The 24853-nt window shown below is 56.0% G+C and carries 18 protein-coding genes; 17 read left to right on the top strand and 1 reads right to left on the bottom strand.

Annotated elements, in window-relative coordinates:
* Positions 1-22 precede the first annotated feature (22 nt).
* On the bottom strand, positions 23-709 hold the full coding sequence (locus ABD971_RS31785) for an HAD family hydrolase (protein ID WP_339946594.1): 687 nt from the start codon (positions 707-709) through the stop codon (positions 23-25).
* A gap of 516 nt (positions 710-1225) precedes the next feature.
* On the opposite strand from ABD971_RS31785, the gene ubiE reads away from it, so the two are divergent.
* The 17 genes from ubiE (at position 1226) to pseI (ending at position 24171) form a co-directional block, all read left to right on the top strand.
* A complete protein-coding gene (gene ubiE, locus ABD971_RS31780; protein ID WP_345327751.1) occupies positions 1226-2038 on the top strand; it encodes a bifunctional demethylmenaquinone methyltransferase/2-methoxy-6-polyprenyl-1,4-benzoquinol methylase UbiE in 813 nt (270 codons plus the stop codon).
* Positions 2039-2127: 89 nt separating this feature from the next.
* A complete protein-coding gene (locus ABD971_RS31775; RefSeq protein WP_345327775.1) occupies positions 2128-2742 on the top strand; it encodes a UbiX family flavin prenyltransferase in 615 nt (204 codons plus the stop codon).
* Positions 2739-3647, top strand: a complete 909-nt coding sequence (locus tag ABD971_RS31770) for a UbiA-like polyprenyltransferase (protein ID WP_345327750.1) — start codon at positions 2739-2741, stop codon at positions 3645-3647. Before ABD971_RS31775 ends, ABD971_RS31770 begins: the two co-directional genes overlap by 4 nt.
* Positions 3648-3751: 104 nt before the next feature.
* Positions 3752-4909 carry an aminofutalosine synthase MqnE gene (mqnE, locus tag ABD971_RS31765; protein WP_345327749.1) on the top strand — a complete coding sequence of 386 codons (1158 nt, stop codon included), beginning with the start codon at positions 3752-3754 and terminating at the stop codon, positions 4907-4909.
* Positions 4910-5795: 886 nt separating this feature from the next.
* Positions 5796-8633, top strand: coding sequence for an O-antigen ligase family protein (locus tag ABD971_RS31760; RefSeq protein ID WP_345327748.1), 2838 nt, complete (start codon positions 5796-5798; stop codon positions 8631-8633).
* 1035 nt (positions 8634-9668) lie between these two features.
* Positions 9669-10685 carry a phytanoyl-CoA dioxygenase family protein gene (locus tag ABD971_RS31755; protein WP_345327747.1) on the top strand — a complete coding sequence of 339 codons (1017 nt, stop codon included), beginning with the start codon at positions 9669-9671 and terminating at the stop codon, positions 10683-10685.
* A 475-nt stretch (positions 10686-11160) separates the two neighbouring features.
* Positions 11161-12693, top strand: a complete 1533-nt coding sequence (locus ABD971_RS31750; protein WP_345327746.1) for a capsular polysaccharide export protein, LipB/KpsS family — start codon at positions 11161-11163, stop codon at positions 12691-12693.
* Between the two features lie 1432 nt (positions 12694-14125).
* Positions 14126-15163 (top strand): glycosyltransferase family 2 protein, encoded by a 1038-nt coding sequence (locus ABD971_RS31745; protein ID WP_345327745.1) that lies wholly within the window; start codon positions 14126-14128, stop codon positions 15161-15163.
* 63 nt (positions 15164-15226) lie between these two features.
* Positions 15227-16252: a UDP-N-acetylglucosamine 4,6-dehydratase (inverting) gene (gene pseB, locus ABD971_RS31740; RefSeq protein WP_345327744.1), complete on the top strand. Its 1026-nt coding sequence runs from the start codon at positions 15227-15229 to the stop codon at positions 16250-16252.
* A 260-nt stretch (positions 16253-16512) separates the two neighbouring features.
* Complete coding sequence (locus ABD971_RS31735; protein WP_345327743.1) at positions 16513-17427, top strand: methyltransferase domain-containing protein; 915 nt, start codon at positions 16513-16515, stop codon at positions 17425-17427.
* A gap of 4 nt (positions 17428-17431) precedes the next feature.
* The gene (gene pseC, locus ABD971_RS31730) at positions 17432-18637 is read left to right on the top strand and encodes a UDP-4-amino-4,6-dideoxy-N-acetyl-beta-L-altrosamine transaminase (protein WP_345327742.1); all 1206 of its coding nucleotides are present in this window, start codon (positions 17432-17434) and stop codon (positions 18635-18637) included.
* 13 nt (positions 18638-18650) lie between these two features.
* On the top strand, positions 18651-19289 hold the full coding sequence (locus ABD971_RS31725; protein ID WP_345327741.1) for a pseudaminic acid biosynthesis-associated methylase: 639 nt from the start codon (positions 18651-18653) through the stop codon (positions 19287-19289).
* Positions 19286-20038, top strand: coding sequence for a pseudaminic acid cytidylyltransferase (pseF, locus tag ABD971_RS31720; RefSeq protein WP_345327740.1), 753 nt, complete (start codon positions 19286-19288; stop codon positions 20036-20038). Before ABD971_RS31725 ends, pseF begins: the two co-directional genes overlap by 4 nt.
* Positions 20035-21720 (top strand): UDP-2,4-diacetamido-2,4,6-trideoxy-beta-L-altropyranose hydrolase, encoded by a 1686-nt coding sequence (gene pseG, locus ABD971_RS31715; RefSeq protein ID WP_345327739.1) that lies wholly within the window; start codon positions 20035-20037, stop codon positions 21718-21720. The genes pseF and pseG overlap by 4 nt, the downstream gene beginning before the upstream one ends.
* Entirely contained in the window at positions 21717-22442 is a 726-nt protein-coding gene (locus ABD971_RS31710) for a formyl transferase (RefSeq protein WP_345327738.1), read from the top strand. The genes pseG and ABD971_RS31710 overlap by 4 nt, the downstream gene beginning before the upstream one ends.
* On the top strand, positions 22439-23119 hold the full coding sequence (locus ABD971_RS31705) for a PIG-L deacetylase family protein (RefSeq protein WP_345327737.1): 681 nt from the start codon (positions 22439-22441) through the stop codon (positions 23117-23119). Before ABD971_RS31710 ends, ABD971_RS31705 begins: the two co-directional genes overlap by 4 nt.
* A gap of 5 nt (positions 23120-23124) precedes the next feature.
* Positions 23125-24171, top strand: a complete 1047-nt coding sequence (gene pseI, locus ABD971_RS31700; protein ID WP_345327736.1) for a pseudaminic acid synthase — start codon at positions 23125-23127, stop codon at positions 24169-24171.
* Positions 24172-24853 lie beyond the last annotated feature (682 nt).

Raw genomic sequence — 24853 nt, 5'->3', positions numbered from 1 at the left:
GTAAAGTTGGATTTCGCTGCCGCTATCCCACCGTTTCACCGACCAGGATCGGCAACAGTTTCACCAAGTCGGACAAATCGTCAACGACCAACAGTGGCTTTTCGATTTCCAGCATCTCGCGTGAGTAGCCGCCAGTGCAAACTGCGACCACTGCGGCGCCGATTGCATGCCCGCAACGGATATCGGCAGGGGTATCGCCGATCACCATGATCCGCTCACACGCCTGCTCGCCCGCCTCACTGCGGATCACTTCACGTGCCCGACGAGCCAAATCGTCGCGGTGCAGGTCACTATCGCCACCGACGATCCAGCGAACATAGTGCCGTAAACCAAAATGATCCAGTTTGTGGTGCGCCGTCTCGACCAGGTTGCCCGTCATCACACTGACGCACACTCTCGCGTCGGTCGCCAACCGCTCCAACAACTCGACCACTCCCGGCAACACCGTGCCGCCTCGCTGCTGTAACATCTGCGGCAGCAGCGAGATATAGCGGTTTTGCAACCGTTCTCGATTTGATTCGGTGGGCTGCAAACCGTTCAAAATCAGCAACTCATCCAGAATCCCTCGATCGGTTCGTCCGGCATAATCCACGTCGGCGGTGGCAGTGGGCAAGTCGAATTCTTGCTGGAGAGCCAATTCCAATGCCCCTTGCCCTCCGCGGTTCGTCAGCAACAACGTTCCATCGATATCGAAGAGCAGGGTTCGCATCGGTTTAAAGATCTCTGACTTTTTTGGGAAAACGGTCGCAGCACAGTTATACAGTGTCGCTGATTTACGGTCTTTCTAGCAGGTCAAACCGAAGTTCACCCTCCCTTTGGGAGGGTCGGCCGCAGGAAGCGGCCGGGGAGGGCTAGTGACCTGAAACTTGCACCGTCCATTCCTAACACAACGAACCCCACCGGTGAGCCGGCTACCGCCGACTCTGACCTCCCCTAAGGGCAACGCTGTGAAGCATTTTTCCCTATACGGTTTGTATATTTTTAGCGTAGCGGAAGTCGTCAAGACTTTCGATCCACGGCAAGTGCCCCCCCCGAAACTCTTGACGAGTTCCGCTACGAAATGCTTCACAGCGTTCCCCAAAGGGGAGGTGAAGCATGCGGACGGCTTGGAAAGCCGAGCGACAATCGTAGACCCACTCCCCGAATCCGGTCGGGCTTCACCGTTTCCTTGCTGCAGATTAACCTTACGACACTTTACCCTCAAACGAAAACCGTTGGACTATCGATGGTCGTCACCGAACACGAAACAACTCCCGTCGCAGATTCCGATGCTGCGTCCCCGCTGGTCGACAAAAGCGGTTCGCGAGTACGGGAAATGTTTCGTCAAATCGCACCTCGCTATGACGCGATGAATCACCTGCTGTCGCTCAGCATCGACCGTTATTGGCGGTGGCGAACCGTGCGGATTCTGAAACTCGATTCGGCCGCCCCCGTCCTGGATACCTGCACCGGCACCGGCGATCTCGCCATCGCGATCGCTAAAAAAGCTCCCAAAAACGTTCGCGTCGTCGGTAGTGATTTCTGTCACGCGATGCTCGAAATCGCGATTCGCAAGCGACGTGCCGGAACCACCAGCGAATCGATCGAGTTTATCGAGGCCGATTCCCAATCGCTGCCGTTCCCCGAAAACCGCTTCCAGTGTGTCACGGTCGCCTTTGGACTGCGGAACGTCACCGATACCGACCAAGGACTCCGCGAGATGACTCGCGTCTGTACCCCCGGCGGCCAAGTCGTGGTGTTGGAATTTTCCCAGCCTCGGCTGATCGGACTCCGCCAAGCCTACGGATTCTACTTTCGCAACGTGCTGCCTCGGATCGGACAACTGTTCGCTCGCAACGACAAATCGGCCTACAAATATCTGCCCGAATCAGTGGGCCAATTCCCGGATGGCCAAGCACTTGCCGATCGCATGACCGCCGCTGGATTGACCGATGTCCGGTTCACACCGATGACGTTCGGCGTTGCCACGATCTATCAAGGCACCAAACCCGTGGCCTACCAAGGCACCAAAGTATCGACGACGGAGTCGACCGAGTGAGCGAAACGTTGGCGGGCAAAACGACAGCGAGCGACGCGGCATCGAAGCAGGATCGAGATTTAAAAGATCGAGGCCCTGTGGTGCTGGCGATGACCGGTGCAAGTGGTGCGATCTACGGGGTCCGATTGCTGCAGATCCTGGTCCACGCTGGCTTCGAAGTGCATGTCACGATCAGCCCTAGTGGTGCGGCGGTGATCAAACAAGAACTCGGCGCCACCGTCGATATTCATAGCGCTGACGTCGCGGGACTGTTGACGCTTTCCCCTGCTTGGTCCACTGCGGCGATCGAGGCTCCCGACGCAAGCGTGCTGTCACGAATCCATTACCACCGCTATGACGACTACTTCACCCCGATCGCCAGCGGATCGTTTCGAACGCAAGCGATGGTGGTCTGCCCTTGCAGCGGCAGCACGCTCAGCGGGATTGCTCGCGCGGCCGGATCGAATTTGATCCAACGTGCGGCGGAGGTGCATTTGAAAGAACATCGAAAACTAGTCCTTGTGCCGCGAGAAACACCGCTCAGCGTATTGCAGCTCGAAAACATGCACCGCCTGGCTGCTGCCGGCGCGGTCATTTTGCCCGCGATGCCCGGCTGGTACCACGGCGTCGAGTCGCTTGATTCGCTGGTCGATTTCATCGTCAGCCGGATCATGGACCAAATCGGAGTCGACAACTCGCTGATCCAGCGGTGGGGGGAATCATGAACATCTCCCATTGGCTCGGACTGATTCGATTCAGCCACACCGTTTTCGCATTGCCGTTTGCCGCGTTGGCGACCGTGATGGCGTTTGCGACTCCGCTCACATCAGGTGCTCGTCCCTCGTTTCGCTGGCAAGACATCGTGGGGATTCTGCTCTGCATGGTGTTTGCCCGCAGTGCCGCGATGGCGTTCAACCGACTGGTCGATCACAACATCGATGCACGAAACCCGCGGACGGAAAAGCGTCATTTGCCCGCCGGCGTGTTGTCTCGCACCAGTGTGTGGACGTTCACGATCGGCTGTTCGCTTGCATTCGTCGCCTCGACCGCGTTGTTTTTGCCCAACCGATTGCCGCTGTACGCGTCCGTTCCTGTATTGATGTTCTTGTGTGGCTACAGTCTGGCGAAGCGTTTTACCGCCGCCGCACACCTCTGGCTCGGCGTCGCACTCAGTCTGTCGCCGATCTGTGCCTGGGTCGCGATCCGCGGTAGCGAAGTGACCTCCAGCCCGAGTGACTTGCTCGCCCCGCTGATCCTTGCCGCCGCAGTAGCCGCCTGGGTTGCCGGGTTCGACATCATTTATGCATGCCAAGATGCCGCGTTTGATGCCGAAGCAGGCCTGCACAGCATCCCCGCGAAATTTGGAATCGCGGGCGCGTTAAAAATCGCTGCCGCGTTTCATGTCGTGATGCTGGGGCTGCTCAGTCTGCTGCCCACATTCGCTCACAGCACTGGACTCGGATTTCTTTTTTGGGGCGTTTTGGTCGTCGTGGCCGCGATGGTATTGTGGCAACATTGGCTGGTCCGCCCCGACGATTTGAACCGTGTCAATCAAGCCTTTTTCAACACCAATGCTGCCATCAGTTTAACGTTACTCGTCGCCGGAACCCTCGATTGCCTCTGGCTGTAAGTGGGATAGGCTTCCAGCCTGTCGATCATCCCGCCCCCGTAGCAAAAGTCACGAAGACTTTCAAACACCCCCGAAACCTCACTTCCTTCCCAAACATCCAACGCATGATCACTCAAGAACGCGAAGCCCGATTTCGAGAAATCCGCGACAAAGTCGAAGCGGAAGAGCGACTGACGCTTGATGACGGAATTTTCCTGTACGATCCCGAAGTCTCGCTGGGTGCCGTCGGCGAGCTGGCCAATTTGGTTCGCGAACGCAAAAACGGGAACGTCGGCTACTTCAACATCAACACGCACCTGAACCCTACCAACGTGTGTGTGTATCGATGTCGCTTCTGTGCCTTCCGCAGCGATCTACGCGACCCGAAAGGGTACGTGATGGACGACGAACAGATCCTGCAGCGAGGTCAAGAAGCGACCGAAAATGGCTGTACCGAAATGCACATCGTCGGCGGACTGCATCACCAAAAACCGTACGAGTGGTACCGTCACCTGATCGAGCTGCTGCATACCAACTACCCGCAAATCCATCTGAAAGGCTGGACGGCAGTGGAGATCAATTGGTTTGAATTCCAGACCAAGAAATCAGTCCGCTGGGTTTTGGAAGATTTACGAGACGCCGGCTTGGGCAGCATGCCGGGAGGCGGCGCCGAGATTTTTCATCCCGAGGTGCGTGACCAATTATGCGAGCACAAGGCGAACACACACGCTTGGTTGGACATTCACCGGACGGCGCATCAAATCGGGCTGCGCACCAATTGCACGATGCTGTACGGGCATGTGGAAAAGGCGTATCACCGCATCGATCACTTGATCCGGTTGCGAGATCTGCAGGATGAAACGGGTGGTTTCCAGGTTTTTATTCCGCTCGCGTTTCACCCTGAGAATACGAAACTCTCGGAGATCAAAAAGCCATCGGCGATCATGGATTTGCGAACGATGGCGATCAGCCGTTTGATGTTGGACAACCTCCAGCACATCAAGGCGTACTGGATCATGTTAGGTGTCGAGACCGCGCAGACCGCGTTGGCTTATGGCGCCGACGATCTTGACGGAACAGTGCGGCACGAGTTGATTTATCACGATGCTGGCGCGACGACGCCGCAATGTTTGTCTGTCGATAAGATCCGTGACCTGATCAGCGAAGCTGGCCGTGATCCAGTCGAGCGGGACACGATCTACCGCCAAGTCCACCGCGACCCCAGCGACTACACCAAGTGGACCCCCGGCGAATCCGTCGAGCAGCTGGCCGCGACCTCGTAGGCCGAAGCACCGTCTCGGCAGCGCCAACTCCCCCCTCCCTTTCAGGGAGGGTCAGCCGCTTCAGCGGCTGCGGAGGTAAAATCAGTTTACCCTCCCTCATGGGAGGGGCGGCCGCACGAAGCGGCCGGGGAGGGCTGGTGAATTCTCGCTTGCACAATCCACCTCGAGCAAAACGAGCCCCATGCAGCACGCCAACGGATTGGAAAGCCGAGCGACAATGCTGCCGAAAGTCTCGACGACTTCCGCTACCGTCCCACGGAACACCGCTACCACGTCATTGCGGATGCGACCACGCCCTCAGCGCACGAAGAATGCAGCTGCAATTCCCCACCTGCGGTAGCGGGGTAAAATTCTTTCATCAGGCGGGAACGATGATCCCATCCCCAACATCAAAACAGCGTCGCTTTACGAGCGTTTGATGTCGATCTGCGAACAATCCCCTCGACAAGCGAAACAACGGGTAATTTTTGTACACCTTCCATTAAACTAAGGCTAACCAGGAAAAGGAATGCTAGAGTTGGCTGTGGGATAGGCTTCCAGCCTGTCATTCCTGGGCGGCCTTTGAGGAAGCGGAACTCGCGGGAGAGTTTCGGATCCTTCGATAAGTACCGAATACCTCGAAAGTCTTGACGACTTCCGCTACGACCTGAGTCTTGACGACTTCCGCTACGTTCATAAACAGAGTTTTCGCTTCGGTAACACAATCAAAACGACGCGTCCTGATACTGCCTTTTAAAACTTATCCAGCTCCACCGACAACGAATCACCGTAGTGGATCTTGCTAAAGATCCTTTACGCGGGATCTTTTACAAGATCCACGACGCCGGCTAGTTCCTTCGCATCCCCGATTGCGGGTGCCGAGGAGACGCAGCTCTGAAAACTTTTCATGAAATCGATCGCTCCCCTTCTCACTCAAATTTCGCTTTGGGCATCCGCATGCATTTTGACCGTGCTGCCCTGCGCCATCGCATTTGATTACGGAGGCATTCTGCCATGGGCCCAATGGGCGACCTGTGTCGCCGTGCTCGCTGCTGGGCTCTTGGCACTCCCCTCGATCATCGACCGCGAGACCCTAGGAGGCCCGCGGTTCCACTGGCTCGCAATCCTGCTGCTCGGATGGGCTGCATTCGCGTGGTTCCAAACATTGCCGCTGCCTGGATTTCTGACATCCCTGCTGAGCCCCGGCTCAGCGGCCGCCTACACCACTTGGCTCGACCCCATCTTGGGATCGCAGACCGAGCGTTCTTCGATGCACCCGATATCGATTGATCCCGCTGCCTCGCGGCACGCCATCGCGATGCTATTGGTTGTCGCCACACTCGCCTGGACATCCGCCAGTGTTTTCCAAAATCGCCGACGCCTGGTGTTGCTGATGGCCGGACTCGCAGTGGGTGCCGCCGTGCACGCAGCACTGGGCATCTTTCAACTCGTCAGCCCCGAGACGGATTTACTTGGCATGAACGCGATCAATCGCGGATCCCATTTTGCCGCATTCGTTAATCGCAACAATGCTGCGTTGATGATGAACATCGGGGTCGGCGCCAGCATGGGAGTGCTGGCGTGGCGATTGTCCGCATTGATCGGCACCGAAGTCGACGACGAAAATTTCGAAGTCAACGACCTCATCTCGCTAGCCAGTGATCGGGATTCCAGCATCGCATTAATCAGCCTAGTGCTGTGCACCGCCGCGCTGCTTGTCTGTGGCTCGCGAGGCGGATTGGTCAGCGCTATGATCGGATTTACACTCGCACTGGGCTGGATCCGTGCTCGTCGTGGCACCGCCAGCATCCCGGTGATCATTGCCGTGCTGGCAATCGCGGTGGCACTGTTGATCGTTCCCTTCAATTTGGATCTGACATCGTTGGATCGCATGGAGCTGCTATCCGATCAAGATCAATCGACACTGCTTAATGATGGGCGAATACCGCTTTGGAATGATGTCATCGCGGCCGCAACAACCTACCTGCCGACGGGTAGCGGGCTGGGCACATTCGCCGACGCGCATCTAACCCAACTAGAAAAAAGCAGCGACGGCTGGGCACACCACGCCGACAATTTGTGGCTGGAAATGTTTACCGAGCAAGGCATCCCGGGATTGCTATTCGTCGGTGTGTTGATCGTCGGAGTGATCCGCTCGCTGAACAAACTCAACGATTCGCCCGACGCAGTGGACCACGGATTGCGAGTCGCCGGTTGGTACATTCTTGGCTCGCTGGCCGTTTCCCAGTTTTTCGACATGGGATTGATCATCCCCGCCAATTTGATCGCTTGTGCCATCTTTCTGCCGGTCGCCGCCACCCGCGGTCATTTGGTCGCCCCTCGAATCCGCGACACCGGTTACCAAAGTGGCGAGACCGACGACTACTTCGATGCGGATGAGTACATCGATGCAGATGATGAACACGAGGTCGCCGAAGATCTTGCGGACGAGCAAACCGTCTCGGGCGAACTCGATGGTTCAGGTGACGATGGTGTGCCAATCGAGTCAGTGACAGCGACCGAAGCGAAACGCAAGCCACGAATCCGATTCCAAACGAAGAAGTCGCTCTTCCCGTCGCTTGCCATCGCAGCATTGGTCGTGCTCCCCAACGCTTGGGCACTCAGCGTGTTGCAAAAGGACGCCAGCGCAGACGCGATCATTCGCCGCTCGCAAGCGATGCTGGCGCAGCGTGGAGTCGAACCGGCACAACTTGAAACTTTGATCTCGCCGCTCGAAGAACTCGCCAAACAAACGGCCTCGCCTGCGGTCTATCGAACCCTCAGCGACTTGCACTTCCAACTCGCTCGTTATGACGAAGTCGTGCAAGCGAATCCAAAATCAACCGAACAGTTACGCGAACTGTATCAACAAACCGCCCCTGCCGTCCGCCGCTTGAAATGGCACGCTCAGAATGAATCGGTAGCGGCCCGTTCAACGAACCACCGCTCGTCCTCCAGCGGGTCAGACTCCAATGACTCCGCCGATACCGGCGGTGACACTTCCGGCGTCGAGCGAACTGCAACACCCCCGCTGTCGCGTCATTACATCGCCGCATTAAAAAACGCAGAGGCCGAGCTTTGTGTCCGGCCACTGTCACGTGAAGCACGCACGGCCAGTTTGTATTTGGATTTCGTCTACACCGACCGGGACCGGACGCGGGCGATCCTACAGCAGCTCAGCGAGCTCTACGGAACCTACTCTGCCGCGCTGCGTCAATTAGCGCAGCTGTCACTCGACAGCAACGAATCGGAACTCGGAGCAACCTATTTGCGAAAACTGCTCGAGCGGCAGCCCAACCAGACCCCAGCTGCCTTGAAAATGCTTGAGTCGCACCCCGACATCCTGATTGCTAGCATTGTCCCTCCGACAACTGCCAACTACCGCGCCGCCGCCAAGTACTTAATTACTCGCCCCGATCCGGACCTTGAATTCCTCGCCCGAGCGTTTGAGGGACTCGCCTGTGGTCAAAGCGAGACGATTGCCGAACGCGCCCGCTGCGAAGAATTGTGTGCTGACACGGCATACGTGTTGAAACGACATATTGAATCGTTTGAGTGCTATCAAAAAGCGGTCGAACTCGATTCTGCTAACGCCAACCTGCAGTTGAAGTACATCAACCGACTGCGGGAACAGGATAAAATTGGCACCGCCCGCGCGCTGGCGAGAAAGGCTCGCGAGCGGTTCCCTGACGACCGCCGCTTCGACGCCGTCATCAATCAAATGGCTCAGCAAGAGCTGCGGTAGACAGCCAGTCAGACGTCATTTCACCCTCCCAGCTTGCGTCGGGAGGGTCGGAAAACGAGCCTTCAGCGAGTTTTCCGGGGAGGGCTGGGGAAACGATGCTTGTACGGTCCACTTCTAACATCCTGCCACCCCGCATGTCACCTCGCCCGGCGAAGCGGGGAGAGGTCGGACGGGCCCTCAAGGCCTCGTTCGGGTGAGGGCCGACCGCGCTAACTTGTTGCGGGATACGACTCGACTTGCTCGGACGGCCCTCACCCGAGCAATCGCCATGCGCTCTGCTCGACCTCTCCCGACTGCGTTGGGAGAGGTGACTTCCTTGCTTACATGGTTCACTTCGAACACTGCGAGCCCCACCCAAAGCCGGCTACCGCCGACTCTGACCTCCCCAAAGGGAAGGCAAAGCATATCTTTGTCTGCGTTCATTCCAGTGCTGTCGAGAGCCGAGTAGGCCTTCCGCCACTAAAGGTTTCACATCGTTGCCAAATCCGGTTTGATCCTTTGATACCAATTCCACTTTCTACTCGCGTTTTCTCGCGTTCTCTTTGACTGGCAAATCATTGCTGCCGGACTGGGCTTGCGTCAGGATGCCTGTCAAAGGGAGACTGTGCCCGCTGGCAATGACGTTCGCAATTACCCATTGCCCCCAAACCTACATCAACTCGCGGTGCAACTGTCACCCACGTGGACGAAGTCCGCGCCGACTAAGCTCGTAACAATGACATTGCTTGCAATGCGAGCGATCTCCTTTACTCAACCAAAGCGACCAAGCAATTGGTTGGACAGCGGATCTCGTTGTCAACGAAATGGATAGACCAATCATCAACATCGGTCGCCGAGAGCAAGAGTTAACCGGGTGAGTGAAAAGGTGTTGTGATACACCTAGATCAGGATAAATCACCGCATATCTAAAGATTGGCAGCCTGTCCCGCAAACGATTTTGTATTCGCGGAGAAGAGCTTGCCGGAATCTTGCTCAAGCAACGTGTATCCACCCTAGTTCCAGCGAAACAACACCTCACGAACTCAAGGTATATCCATGATTAAGAACGCGTTGGAAACCATCAATAAACTTAAGGTCGTTCGATCCGGTTTCCGCGTCCATCGTCGGAGAGGAGACACTCCCGCCGAAGCGTATCATGCGATGAGACAATTGTATGTATTGACGAACGGTCGATTTAATGATTGGGTATCACGCTATATCAGCTACAAGCACCCTGCGAAAAAAATCGAAGGCAGCTCGAGCATAATCGCGGACACTGAGATTCCTGACGCCGTCAACGCGATCGAAAAGGACGGGTACTATATTTTCAAGAGCTCGCTTCCCGATGAAGTTTTGAGATCTTTGGTCGAGTATGGGAAAAATCAACCGTGTCGTGTACTCGTCTCCAAAGATTCGAACGCCGTCAACTTTGCATTGTCAGACGAGAAGTTTCCGTACGATCCCAACATCGAATCTCCAAAGTTTTCGTTCGACGCAATCGATCTTGTATCAAACCCGACGATACAAATGCTCTTGATGGATGTTGGTTTCCGTAGGGTTGCCCAGGCCTTTCTCCGCTCCGACCCGTTACTGGATTTGGTCGCCATGTGGTGGAGTCAGCCAAGTGGCGGGATGGCTCATAGCAGCGCGGCACAGCTTTACCACTTCGATATGGACCGCATCAAATTCGTCAAGTTCTTCTTTTACTTAACGGACGTGGACACCGACACGGGGCCGCATTGCTATATCCGCGGAAGCAGTAAACGGAAGCCGAAGCAAGTATTGCGAGACGGTCGAATTAAGGATGATGAAATCATGGAGGCCTATTCCGAAGAGCAGTATACCGAAATTTGCGGTCCGGCTGGCACCATTATTGCCGTCGACACCCGGGGATTTCACAAGGGCAAGCCACTGCTCCAAAGGAACCGCTTGTTACTACAAATTGAAATGACCAACAGTATGTTTGGTGCGACCTACGCCCCCGTTCCCTTCGACCCGTCCTGGCCCGAAGACTTCACCGACTTCGTACGCAACGATCCGCGATTCGTCGGAATTATTCAGCAGCCTGAGTAGCGTTTTTTTCACCATCGGAATGGGCATTTGGTCAATGGCACGCTTCATCGATGGTGCAGAATTTCATTTGCGTCGCCGAGGTTCGGAGCATGGCAGACGAAGCGGTTCAGTTCTCTACATCCCAAGCCGCCTTTTTCCTGTGCGTTCTTGTCTGCTCTTTGCCCCGCAAGTCATTGCCATCGGACTGGGGTTGCGGTGAGACGCCAGTCAAAGGGAAACTGGGCGCACTGGCAAATGACGTTTGAAATTGCGCAGCTCTCCCAGTCGCCCCAAAAACACAGTGCAAGTGTCACCCATATGGACGAAGTCCGCGCTGACACAAACCCTCGGCCATTCAGATCACTAGCTGTAGCTCAACTTCAAAACTTCCGAGCAGGGCCGTTTTGGAATTGGATTCCAGGCTGCCGCCGAGGATGCAACGACAGGCTGAAAGCCTAAACAACAACGAATCCTACTGATCCAATCGAATCAGCGTATGTATTTATCGTTCACAGAATCGCGTTCTGCCGTCGCACAACAATCACCTTTGAACGTGGTGCTGTTTGAGACGCAAGAAGCATCACCGCACCTTGAAACCACGCTTGAAATTGCGCAAAAGCACCTTGAAATGGGTGACAACGTCACGATCTGTTTTTGGTACGGTGAACTGCCGTACCACGAACCCTGGGGACCAACCGAATCATCTGCACGCCCCGGAGCCGCGTTTCAGCGAGGTGTCAATCTACTCGACGGCAACGTCCGTGTGATCCAACGGCTAGGTTTGTCCGACCAGCGGAAAAGCGAGCTTGCGAAAGAGGCTGCCAATGTGCCGCTGACGACGCTCGACGACTTAAGATCATTGCAATGGCGAGACGTGGACCTAGGAATGGGCGTCGTATCGTCATTGGTGTCTCGATTCAAATTGCCCGACCTGGACGTCCACCGTCACAGCGAAATTGTTCGTGACGCCATCACTGCATTTATGCTGGCGTACGACGCTGCCGATCAAGTCCTCAAAGCGAATCACTTCGATCTCGCTTATCTGTTCAATGGTCGGTTCTGCACCACCCGTGCTATCCTTCGCGCCACTCAGGCAAACCAGACCGAGTTTCGAATTCAAGAGCGAGGTTGCGATCCCGGGCATTACTGTCTGCTAAACGACGTGCCGCACAATCGAGTTCGACTGCAACAGAACATTCTGAAATTTTGGGACCAGCACCCCGACGAATACAGAAACGAACACGCGAGAGCATTTTTTGAAGGGCGACGAAAAGGAGGCTCGCACGGTTGGCCCTCCTTCACTAGCCATCAGGACCAAGGCGTGCCAGCGGAGTTCCGCAAAGCGAAATATTTGCTGAGTTACTTCTGTGGTTCGGACGACGAGAACGTGGCGATCGGAGACGCATTTGCACAACAAGGGTTTGCAACCCAGGCCGAAGCGGTGCTGGCGCTGTTGGATGCAATGAAGTCGCAACCGGACTGTCACCTTGCGATCCGTGTGCACCCGCACTTGAGAAGCAAGTCGGCCGAGTCGAGAGCGTTTTGGGACAACCTGCCCTTAAGTGAAAACTGTTCGGTGATCGCGGCCGATTCGCCGATCAACTCGTACGACCTGATCGACGCCAGTGATCTGGTGATCACCTATGCGTCCACCGCCGGAGTCGAAGCCTCTTATTACGGTAAACCCGTGCTGCTGCTGGGGTCGTCGTTTTACGACCAGCTTTCAGTGGCACATCAAGCCTACACACCGGATCGGATTTCAGAATTTTTATCTGATCCAGCGAATTGGAAATCGCATTCACAATCAGGCTCGTTGAAATACGGATTTTATGCGAACAAGAACGGGGTCCCGTTTGAGTATTACGAGCCGACCGATTATTTCTACGGCCAATTCCGAGGAAAGAATTTGTTCGACGAGTCTGCAAATGCATCTCGACACAAAGCCCACGGGCTCTCGGAACGCTTCACGCGAAGAACCAGAAAGGTATTTCGCTCGATGCTCCCCAAAGCCCTCCGTTCGCCCCAGTGACGCGTCAGCGGCCAGGTAGCAAACCACGTCAATCCGTGGGACAGGTTTTCAACCTGTCATCGCACAGGGCCTGCCCAAGATAATCAGCGAAGCGATCAACGACGATGGTCGGACAAGATCGATTTCACCTCCCCCTCGGGGGAGGTCAGATTCGGCGGTAGCTGGCTCTGGGTGAGGCCCGCAGTGTTAGAAGTAGATCATACAACCAAGAGAGTCACCTCTCCCAACGCAGTTGGGAGAGGTCGAGCAGAGCGCATGGCGATTGCTCGGGTGAGGGCCGTCCGAGCAAGTCGAGTCGCATCCCGCATCAAGATAGCGCGGGCGGCCCTCACCCGAACGAGGCCTCAAGGGCCCGTCCGACCTCTCCCCGCTTCGCCGGGCGAGGTGACATGCGGGGTGGCAGAGTGTTAGAAGTGGCCCGTGCAAGCGAGACAGTCACCTCTCCCAACGCAGTTGGGAGAGGTCGAGCAGAGCGCATGGCGATTGCTCAGGTGAGGGCGGTCCGAGCAAGTGGAGTCGTATCCCGTAACAAGATAGCGCGGTCGGCCCTCACCCGAACGAGGCCTCAAGGGCCCGTCCGACCTCTCCCCGCTTCGCCGGGAGAGGTAACATGCGGGGTGGCAGAGTGTTAAAAGTAGACCACACAACCAAGAAAGTCACCTCTCCCAACGCAGTTGGGAGAGGTCGAGCAGAGCGCATCGCGATTGCTCGGGTGAGGGCCGTCCGAGCAAGAGGAGTCGTATCCCGCATCAAGATAGCGCGGTCGACCCTCACCCGAACGAGGCCTTAAGGGCCCGTCCGACCTCGCCCCGCTTCGCCGGGAGAGGTAACATGCGGGGTGGCAGGATGTTAGAAATGGACCGTACAAGCAAGGAAGTCACCTCTCCCAACGCAGTTGGGAGAGGTCGAGCAGAGCGCATGGCGATTGCTCGGGTGAGGGCCGTCCGAGCAAGTTAAGTCGCAACCAGCATCAAGATAGCGCGGGCGGCCCTCACCCGAACGAGGCCTTAAGGGCCCGTCCGACCTCTCCCCGCTTCGCCGGGCGAGGTAACATGCGGGGTGGCAGAGTGTTAGAAGTGGCCCGTGCAAGCGAGAAAGTCACCTCTCCCAACGCAGTTGGGAGAGGTCGAGCAGAGCGCATGGCGATTGCTCGGGTGAGGGCCGTCCGAGCAATCGAGTCGTATCCCGCAACAAGATAGCGCGGTCGGCCCTCACCCGAACGAGGCCTTGAGGGCCCGTCCGACCTCTCCCCGCTTCGCCGGGAGAGGTAACATGCGGGGTGGCAGAGTGTTAGAAGTGGCCCGTGCAAGCATCGTTTCACCAGCCCTCCCCGACCGCATCGTGCGGCCGCCCCTCCCGCAGGGAGGGTAAAATCGATTCTCCGTGTCTCCGTGTCTCCCTCTCTCCCCCTCTCGCTCCTCCCCTCTCCCCAATGCCCCCAAACTCCAAAACCGCCGTCCTCTTCATCGGCTTCAACCGCCCGGACCTAGCCGAGCAGGTCTTCACGGCGATTCGCGGTTACCAACCCAAGCAGCTGTTTATCGCCGTCGATGGCCCACGAACCGATGTGCCCGAGGACGCCGAAGCGGTCAAACAGATGCGTCAGTTTGACTCGCGAGTCGACTGGGACTGCGAAGTCGAAACGTTGTACCACGAGCAGAACCAGGGCTGCCAAGCAGCGGTCAGCGGCGCGATCGATTGGTTCTTCTCACATGTCGAAGAGGGCATCATTCTGGAGGACGATTGTGTTCCCGATCCCAGCTTCTTTGCCTTTTGCCACGAGATGCTTGATCGCTACCGCGACGACACGCGAGTGATGTCGATTTCGGGCGAGTGTTATCCCGGAGCGTGGCAGGATCACTGCGACGCCTCGTATTCGTTTTCTTGTTACTCGTTGATTTGGGGCTGGGCCACATGGCGACGCGCATGGCAGCTTTATGATGGCTCGCTGACGACGTTCCCAGACGATGTAAAGAGTGGGTGGCTGGATCGTTTCTTTCGCCGCCAATTTGTTCGCGACGAGTGGCTCGAGCATTTGTGGTATACCCACAATACGCCTGGTTTCACCTGGGACTACCAATGGGTCTATGCGACCTGGATCCATTCGGGTTTATGCATCGTCCCGACCCAGAATTTGATCTCCAATATCGGCTGCGGTCCCGAAGCGACGCACACCGTCACCGCCGACTGGAAGATGGCGAACCGGGTGGCAAGTTCACTGTCGCTACCGCTGAAGCACCCCACGGCAGTCAAACGCAACTACCTACTCGACGAGACGCTCGAGGAGACTCGCTACGAAATGGCCGAGCCGGAGGACAACCCCGAAGAGGCCTGGGCAGCCCCCGTGATTCGTGAACCGCCGCCGGCAGAGCGAGCCCCATTGAAGAAGCGAGTTTTGAGCCGCAAGCGATTCCGCAAATTCTTGCATCAGATCCGGAAATCTCTATTTCGCCCCACTCCCGTTTCGTAGTTTCACAGCCCAGCAAATTCAAATGCGTAATATTTTACCTAATCCAAAGCAGGAACGAATAACGTGGACCTAAACAACAGCAAGCTACTGATCACGGGAGGCACAGGATCGTTCGGAAAGCAATTTGTAGCGACCGTGTTGCGCCGATTTCCTAATATCAAGCGATTAGTCATCTATTCTCGCGATGAACTAAAGCAGTACGAAATGGGAATCCTGTTTCCCCAATCTAAATTTCCCAACGTGCGTTTCTTTATCGGGGACGTTCGGGATAAAGATCGCCTGAAGCAAGCATTGGAAGGGATCGATACCGTGGTACATGCCGCGGCGATGAAGCAAGTACCGACAGCGGAGTACAATCCGTTCGAGTGCATCAAGACCAATGTTTTGGGTGCCCAGAATCTGATTGATGCCGCTTTTGAAACAGGCGTCAAGAATCTAGTCGCGTTGTCGACTGATAAGGCCGCCGCCCCCATCAACTTGTACGGAGCGACGAAGCTGTGCAGTGACAAACTGTTTGTTGCCGCCAATAACGTCAAGGGACATCGGGATCTACGACTCAGTGTGGTGCGGTATGGCAATGTGATGGGCAGCCGCGGCAGTGTCATTCCCTTCTTTCTTGACCGAAAAAAAACGGGCGTGCTTCCGATCACCGACCCACGGATGACGCGATTCAACATCTCGTTGGACGAGGGAGTGGATCTCGTGCTACATGCACTCGAGCACTCGCTCGGCGGCGAGTTGTATGTGCCCAAAATCCCAAGCTACCGCATTACTGATGTCGCAGAAGCGATCGGGCCGGAGTGTGAAAAGCCGGTTGTCGGTATCCGGCCCGGCGAAAAACTGCACGAAGAAATGGTAACCAGCAGCGACAGCGCCAATACGATCGAAAACGACGCCAGCTATATCATCGTTCCATCGTTATTTGACCATGGACGCGAAGAAGTTTTGAAAAAGTATTCTGAACATCACCAGGGGCAAATGACCGCCGAGGACTTCAGATACTCTTCAGGCAAGAATGATCGATGGTTATCGGTGGACGATATTCGCAAATTGATTGTGCAACACGTCGATCCTTCGTTTGTCGCCTGATTGGATTCGATACCGCATGCAATCGTTTGACTCGATCGACTCTCGGGCCTGTCGATTTTATCGAGATGTAAATGACCTTGGTGAGCCGAGTGCCGTAAGGCACCGGGTGCTGCGTCACGCCCGGCCGCTCACGTGCAAGCGGCTCATCAAATCAACGCACCGTCCGCGATTTCCGCTACGAAATGACTGCTGCCTACCGGCGTTAATCGGGTGACGATGGGCTGTGTAAAAACCAAATACGAGATCCAAATACAGAAGACATGTCAAAAGCCCCCCCAAAAAAGCTCTCTCGTCTAGCGCTGCTCGAACAGTACAAACGTGGTGAAAACATCACTGCGTTGCTTCGAGGGGATGAAGTGCAAAATTCCGAAGAGATGATTGAAGTCGCCTACGACCTGCAGACGGGATCGTACGTTTCGGCGTTGCAGGATGAATCGACACGGCTGCATAAACAGCAGTACGGTCGTGAAATCGCATCGATTATCTCGGAGCTTGGCGAAGCGCAGACGATCATGGAGGCGGGTGTCGGTGAAGCGACGACGCTATCGTTTGTCCTTCAGCAACTTGATGTCCCTCAGGCGTTTGGATTTGACATTTCCTGGTCGCGGCTTTGCATGGCTAAAGAATGGCTCGAAGCAGAAGGCCTACTCGATCGATGCAATCTGTTTACCGGTAGTCTGTTTGAGATCCCGCTGCCGGACAATTCGATCGACGTCGTCTACACGTCTCATTCCATCGAACCCAATGGCGGACACGAAGAAGCCGCGTTGCGAGAACTGTACCGAGTGGCTGGCAAGTGGCTGATCCTGCTGGAACCAGCATTCGACCTGGCGGAGACCGAAGCGAAGCAGCGAATGCAGAAGCACGGCTATTGCATCAATCTCTTCTCGGCCATCAATTCGCTCGGCTACGATGTCGTTAGGCACGAGCTATTTCCGCTAGCGATCAATCCGCTGAATCCAACCGGCATTACGATCATCCGCAAACCCGAGGTATCCCGCAATCCACCGGCACTCTGCTGCCCGGTGACACGAGGAGAATTGGTTCCAGTCAATGGTGCAATGTTCTCGCCCCAGCATCTAGCGGCGTACCCTGTGCTTGAGGGGATCCCGTGCCTTCGCAGCGAAAACGCCATCGTTGCCAGCCGTTTACTGTCCACCACAGATAAACGATAAACGGATGAACCATCATTTGATTCCTTACGGCAAGCAATCGATTTCCGACGCCGACATTGCTGCAGTCACCGAGGCATTGCGATCAGGATGGCTGACGACCGGGCCCAAGGTAGCGGAGTTTGAGCAAGCGTTTGCCGAGCGAGTCGGGGCCAAACATGCCGTCGCCGTCTGCAACGCAACCGCCGCATTGCACTTGGCATTGCTGGTCGCAGGGGTAGGGGCGAACGACCGAGTCGTGACCAGCCCCAATACCTTCTTGGCCTCAGCCAATTGTGCTGCCATGGTCGGCGCGATCCCTGATTTCGCCGACATTGATTCCGTTTCGTACAACCTATGTCCTGGGTCGCTTGAATCCAATTGGAAAGCCGACACAAAGGCAGTGATCCCGGTGCACTACGGTGGGCAATCCGCCGACATGCCCGCGATCGCCGAAATTGCCAGGAAACGGGGCGCGGTAGTCATCGAAGACGCATGCCACGCCGTCGGCGGAAGTTTTATGCATGACGGTCAAGCCTATAAAATCGGCGGGCATCCATGGGCCGACATCGCCACCTTTAGCTTCCATCCGGTCAAGACGATGACGACTGGCGAAGGAGGCATGTTGGTTACCGATAACGACGACTATGCAGCCGACGCCCGCAGACTGCGTAGTCACGGGATGACACGCGAACCGGACCGGTTTGCAGGGATCGGCGATCCTTCGTTCAGCGAACGTGGCCCCTGGTATTATGAGATGCAGGATCTCGGATTCAATTACCGGATGACCGATCTTCAATCGGCATTGGGGCTCAGCCAGATGGCTCGCTTGGAAGGCTTTTTACAACGACGACGGGAAATCGTTGACGCCTATAATCATGCATTTGATTCGCTTCACGCCTTATCAATTCCTGGTTTACGAAACCCGGACGACAAGGATTTGACATCGTGGCACCTATACACGCCACAATTCGATTTTGCAAAACTTGGCAAATCGCGAACGCAATTCATGCACGAACTGGCCGCTCTAGGAGTTGGAAGCCAGGTGTTATACATTCCGGTTTACTTACAACCGTGGTATCGCCAAACCTATGGCTATCAAGCGGGCAAATGCCCGCTCGCCGAACAGTTCTACCGCAACGCACTGAGTCTGCCGTTGTATCCCGAACTCACCGACCAAGACTGCACCCGAGTGGTCGAAAGCGTTCATAAACTATGCTCGACATTATCTTAGCGAAAGAGAAATTATGACCAACACAGACTCGAAATTCCAAACCCCGCAAGAAGAATTTTGGGCGGGGTCGTTCGGGGTGGAATACATCGAACGCAATACAGAAGAGAAAAATCTGGCTTCCAATATTTCGCTGTTCTCGAAAATCCTTTCACGCACCCAGGGCATCAACAGCATCGTTGAATTTGGCTCTAACATTGGCCTCAATCTTCAGGCCTTGCTAACGCTGCTACCCAATGCGTCGGCAAATGCGATCGAGATCAACTCGACTGCATGTCAGCAATTACAACAACGACTGCCAAGCGTTCAGATCATCAACGAGAGCATCCTCAATCTGGACCCGATCGGCAAATTCGATCTGGCACTGATCAAAGGGGTGCTAATCCACATCAATCCGGATGCCCTCGCGGCAGTTTATGAAAAACTGGCGAATGCATCGGCTCGCTACGTTGTGATCGCCGAGTACTACAATCCATCGCCCGTGACGATCCAATATCGTGGCGCCGACGACCGCTTGTTCAAACGTGATTTCGCTGGCGAGTTCCTTGACGCCCACCCCGATTTCTCGCTGCTGGATTACGGGTTCGCATGGCGGCGAGATCCCAACTTTCCTCAAGACGACATCACTTGGTTCTTGCTGGAACGCGTCAAATGATCGTCGCAGTCATCCCCGCTCGCGGAGGCAGCAAACGAATCCCGGGCAAGAACACTCGTTCGTTTTGCGGCAAACCGATCATCGAGTACTCGATCGATGCCGCACGGCAATCGGGCGTCTTTGACCGAATCATCGTTTCGACCGATTCCGAATCGATCGCGGATGTGGCACGCAACTGCGGTGCAGAAGCTCCCTTCCTGCGACCTGCGGAACTTTCCGATGACCACACCCCAACCATTCCGGTCGTTCGTCATGCCGTCAAGTGGCTCAGCGAAAACGATCAGCCTGTCGAATTCGCATGCTGTATCTATGCCACCGCGCCCTTTGTTCAATGTGCTGATCTCGTCACTGGTTTGAACGAATTGAAAAACGCAGCGGGTAGCGAGTTCGCCTTTCCTGTTACGACATTTCCGTTTCCGATCTTTCGCGCCCTAACCATCACCGACGATCAAGTCGACATGATTTGGCCGCAGCACGAATTGACCCGTTCGCAAGATCTAACGGAAGCCTGGCACGACGCAGGCCAATTTTATTGGGGGACGGCAGCAGCGTGGATGACCGCCAACGGCATCTTCTCAGCCAATTGTCGGCCGATTCGCATTCCTCGCTGGCGGGTTCAAGACATTGACACCATCGAGGACTGGGCCCGTGCCGAGGGGATGTACCAGACCTTTTCTCAGAACACCCAGCCCGCTCCGAACCCCCTGCCCGCTCCGAAAACCCTGCCCGCTCCGAAAACGACCCCATGAAGTTAATGATCCGCGCCGATGCCTCGAGCGAAATTGGCACCGGACATGTCATGCGAATGATCGCTCTTGCGCAAGCTTGGCAAGACCGCGGCGGAACCCCGGTGATCGCCACAGCCCGCTGCCCCGATTCGCTGAAGCAACGACTTGCCAGTGAACACATTGGTCATGTCCAACTGAACGACGTGGAAATGGGCAGTCTCGCCGATGCAACCGAAACCGCCAAACTTGCGCTCGAATTAGACGCCGACTGGATCGTACTGGATGGCTACCATTTTGATATCGAGTATCAACGGGCAATCCGAAGCACGACCGGCCGCAAACTCTTAGTGGTCGACGATTGCGAGGCCAACAAGCCGCGGTGTGCCGACGCCATCTTGAATCAAAACATCTACGCAGACGAACTTGATTACCAAAGCGAGGTCCAAGGGTGTGTCAATCTACTTGGACTGAAATATGTATTGCTCCGGCGTGAGTTCACACAATCGGTCACCGCAGCAAGAAGTGAACGTCATCAAGTGCAGCGAGTGCTGGTCACGCTCGGTGGAGGCGACCCCGACAATGTGACCGCAAAGGTCCTCAAGCTGCTCGAAACATCAACCAACCGATGTCTCGAAATTCGAGTCATCATCGGCGCCGCCAATCCATTTTTCGAAACGCTACGAACAACAGCGACCCAATCCCGCCACAAGATTGAGTTCCTGCAAAACGTAACCGACATGAGTTCGCAATTCATTTGGGCCGACGCCGTCGTCACCGCCGCTGGCAGCACGTGTTGGGAATGGTTGTTGTTCGGTTTGCGTGGCGCCGTGGTCGAAATCGCCGACAATCAAAGCCGAATTGCACAAACGCTGGCCCATCGCGAAATGGCGTTGAACTTGGGTTGGCACCAGGACCTCAGCGGTCCACACGTCCAGCACTGTCTAGAATCGCTAATCGAAACACCATTGCCGCCGCCTCGAGCGGAAACAAGATCGTTGGCGATCGATACGCACGGCGCTCGACGAGTTTGTGCGGTGATGTCACCTCAGCTAAAGATCACGATCGCCACATCACTCAGCGGATGGCTACTGCCGCATCTGAACCAATGGCGTGACGAACTTGTTGCTCAGGGACACGCGGTCGAGATCGTGGGCGAGCTAACACACCCCACCGAGGGCGATCTACTATTTTTATTGTCCTATTGGTCCATTGTGCCGGGGCATGTGCTTCAAAAATTCTCGCATTGCTTGGTGGTTCACGAATCAGAATTGCCGCATGGACGCGGTTGGTCACCCGTGTCCTGGGCCGTCTTGGACGGACAATCGGTTGTGCCGGGCTGCCTGCTCGAAGCCTCCGCGAATGTGGATGCTGGCGAAATCTATTACCGAGACCAAATGACGCTCGAAGGTGACGAGTTACTCGACGAGATTCGTGAACTTCAAGCCCAGATGACGTTCCGCTTGTGCAATCGATTCATTGCAAATTATCCAGCGGTTTCTGCTTGTGGAATGCCTCAACAAGGCACGCCGACTTATCTGCCCCGGCGTGGCCCGTCCGATAGCCAACTCGATCCGGAAAAGTCGATTGCCGAGCAATTCGATTTACTCCGAATCGTCGACAACGAGTCCTATCCGGCATTCTTTGAGTGGCGTGGGCAACGATACCAGTTGGCCATTTCGAAAAGTGAGCAACCGCAACAATGACTCCACGAAAATACCTGGTTGCAGGCCGACAACCTTGGAACCTTCGCCACTTTCGTGAGATCCTTTCACAACAACCAGGCCACTGGGATTTCTGCAGCGACTCGCAGCAGTTGAACCAATTTCCGCTCGATCAATATCGGTACATTTTCTTTTTGCATTGGTCCGAGTGGATACCTCAGGAAATCCTGGACCAATGTGAATGTGTCTGCTTCCACATGACCGATGTGCCGTATGGGCGCGGTGGAAGCCCGCTGCAAAATTTGATTGCACGCGGCCACCGTGACACCGTGCTGACAGCGCTAAAGATGACTGCCGAGTTCGATGCTGGGCCGGTGTACGCGAAGCGTCCGCTCTCGCTCGAAGGCAGCACGGCTGAAGAGATCTTCATTCGAGCCTCAAAACTATCGTGCGAAATGGCGATCGACATCGCCAACAATGCCCCCACACCTACGCCTCAAACCGGGGATCCCGTTGTTTTCATGCGACGCAGTCCAGCAGATAGCGTTTTGCCATCCGACACTGAGGATCTGACGACGGTCTTCGACCATATCCGCATGCTCGACGCGGCGGGATACCCACCGGCGTTTCTTGAAATCGGCAACCTTCGACTTGAGTTTTCAAGGGCCGCACTGTACGACGGCGAAGTCCGCGCGGATGTTCGCATCAGGGTTGCGGAACCAAGCAACGACTCCGACATACACCCAGACAGCGAGCAAACATGAAAGTTCTAGTGGTTGCGGCACACGCCGATGACGAAGCCCTCGGATGCGGCGGAGCACTGATACGTCACGCCGACGCGGGTGATGATGTCGCCGCACTCTTTCTGACCAACGGCGTGTCCTCTCGAGACTCGGTCGACGCCAACGACATTTCGGCGCGGCAAACCGCGATGGAAAAAGCACTCTCAATTCTCGGTGTCCGTCATCACGTGCGACTCGATTACCCCGATAACGCGATCGACACGGTCTCGCTTCTAAGCGTCGCCAAATCGCTGGAAGCGTTTTGCAGCAAGTGGGGCACCCCCGATACAATCTATATCCATCACCCTTCGGATCTGAACGTGGATCATCAGATTGCGTACCGCGCCGTGATGACGTGCTTTCGTCCGCAACCATCGTCCGAAGGGACGCCATCATCCATCCTTACATTCGAGGTCCCCTCCAGTACGGGATGGATCGGAGGCTCCAGTGCGGACGGTTTTCTTCCCAACTACTTCATTAACATCGACCTGACGCTCGAGCGCAAACTGGACGCACTTCGTGCTTACTCTGCCGAGATGCGACCATTCCCTCACGCTCGCAGCTTGCAAGCGGTTGAACATTTGGCGAGATACCGCGGATCGACCGTCGGCGTCGCAGCCGCCGAAGCGTTCGTGGTCGAGCGAATCATCGAGAACTAAAAAAGATGCCCCAGCAAATGCAAATAGGCCAACGGACCATTGGCGACGGAAACACCTACATGATCGCCGAAATGTCGGCCAATCATAATGGTGATCTCGATACCGCCAAGCAAATCATGCGTGCCATCAGCGAATCGGGGGCCGATGCAGTCAAGCTGCAAACGTACACGCCCGAGACGATGACGATCGATTGTGATCAACGCGATTTTAAGATTGGCAGCGGGACGATTTGGGAGGGCAAGAAGCTGTTTGACCTGTATGGCGAGGCCTATACGCCCTGGGAGTGGCACGAGGAATTGTTTTCGCTTGCCAACGAACTCGGCATGGATTGTTTCTCGACTCCCTTTGACAACACCTCCGTCGATTTCTTAGAGCAATTTGATCCTCCCTGCTACAAAGTCGCATCCTTCGAATTGGTCGACTTACCGCTAATCGAGTACATCGCATCCAAAGGGCGGCCGATCATCATGTCGACCGGCATGGGCAGCCTTGCGGAAATCTCCGAAGCGGTCGAAGTGATCAAGCGTGCTGGCGTCCCGCTGGCGCTTCTGAAATGCACCAGTGCTTATCCATCGCCCCCAGAATCAATGAACCTGAGGACGATTCCTCATTTGGCTACTGCGTTTGATGTTCCCGCCGGCCTCTCGGACCACTCGCTCGAGATCGCGGTGCCGGTTGCCGCAGTGACGCTTGGTGCCACGATCATCGAAAAGCACTTTACGCTGTCCCGCAACGATCCCGGTCCCGACAGTGCCTTTTCGCTTGAGCCGCAGGAATTCAAGGCGATGGTGCACGCCATCCGAACGGCGGAACAGGCGATTGGGAAGGTCAGCTATCGATTGACCGACAAGGAACACGCCAGCAAGGTATTTCGTCGCTCGTTGTACATTGTCGCGGATCTAAAGGCGGGTGACACGCTCACCAGCGAGAATGTACGCATCATCCGCCCCGGCTACGGGCTACCCCCGAAAGCGATTCACCAAGTGCTCGGGCGAACAGTCAAGGCCAACATCGATCGCGGCACCGCACTCTCCTGGGACCTCCTCCAGTAGCCCCCCCCGAGCGTTTTCCAAACCGTGCCCCTCCGCGCCTCGCGGGGAGAAAGAGGAGGGGGAGACACGGAGACACGGAGACACGGAGACACGGAGACACGGAGACACGGAGACACGGAGACACGGAGTGAGGAGTGAGGAGTGAGGAGTGAGGAGTGAGGAGTGAGGAGTGAGGAGTGAGGAGTGAGGAGTGAGGAGTGAGGAGTGAGGAGAATTTACCCTCCCTCCGGGAGGGTCGGCCGCATGGATGCGGTCGGGGAGGGCTAGGGACCTTGCACTGGCACGTTCCACTTCTAACACTGCGAGCCCCACCCAGAGCCGGCCACCGCCGACTCTGACCTCCCCACAGGGGAGGTGAATCAAAATTCACCCTCCCTGCGGGAGGGTCGACCGCGAAGCGGTCGGGGAGGGCTGGTGAAACGACGCTTGCACCACCCATTTCTAACACCACGAACCCCACCCAAATCCGGCTACCGCCGGCTTTGACCTCCCCGGAGGGGAGGTGACTAGGAATTTTCCGGAGGGTCGGCCGCGAAGCGGGCGGGGAGGGCGGGTGACTACTTGCCTGCACGTTCCACTTCCGAGACCCGCCACCCCGCGTGTCACCTCGCCCAGCTTTGCTGGGAGCGACCGTGTTAGAATTCGGCAATAGCCGCTTATCAAAAAACTAAATTTTTGATTC

It is taken from the genome of Novipirellula rosea, assembly GCF_039541335.1.
GTDB lineage: Bacteria > Planctomycetota > Planctomycetia > Pirellulales > Pirellulaceae > Novipirellula > Novipirellula rosea.
The sequence above is the reverse complement of the archived record's forward strand: the minus strand, read 5'-3'. Positions and strand labels throughout refer to the sequence as shown.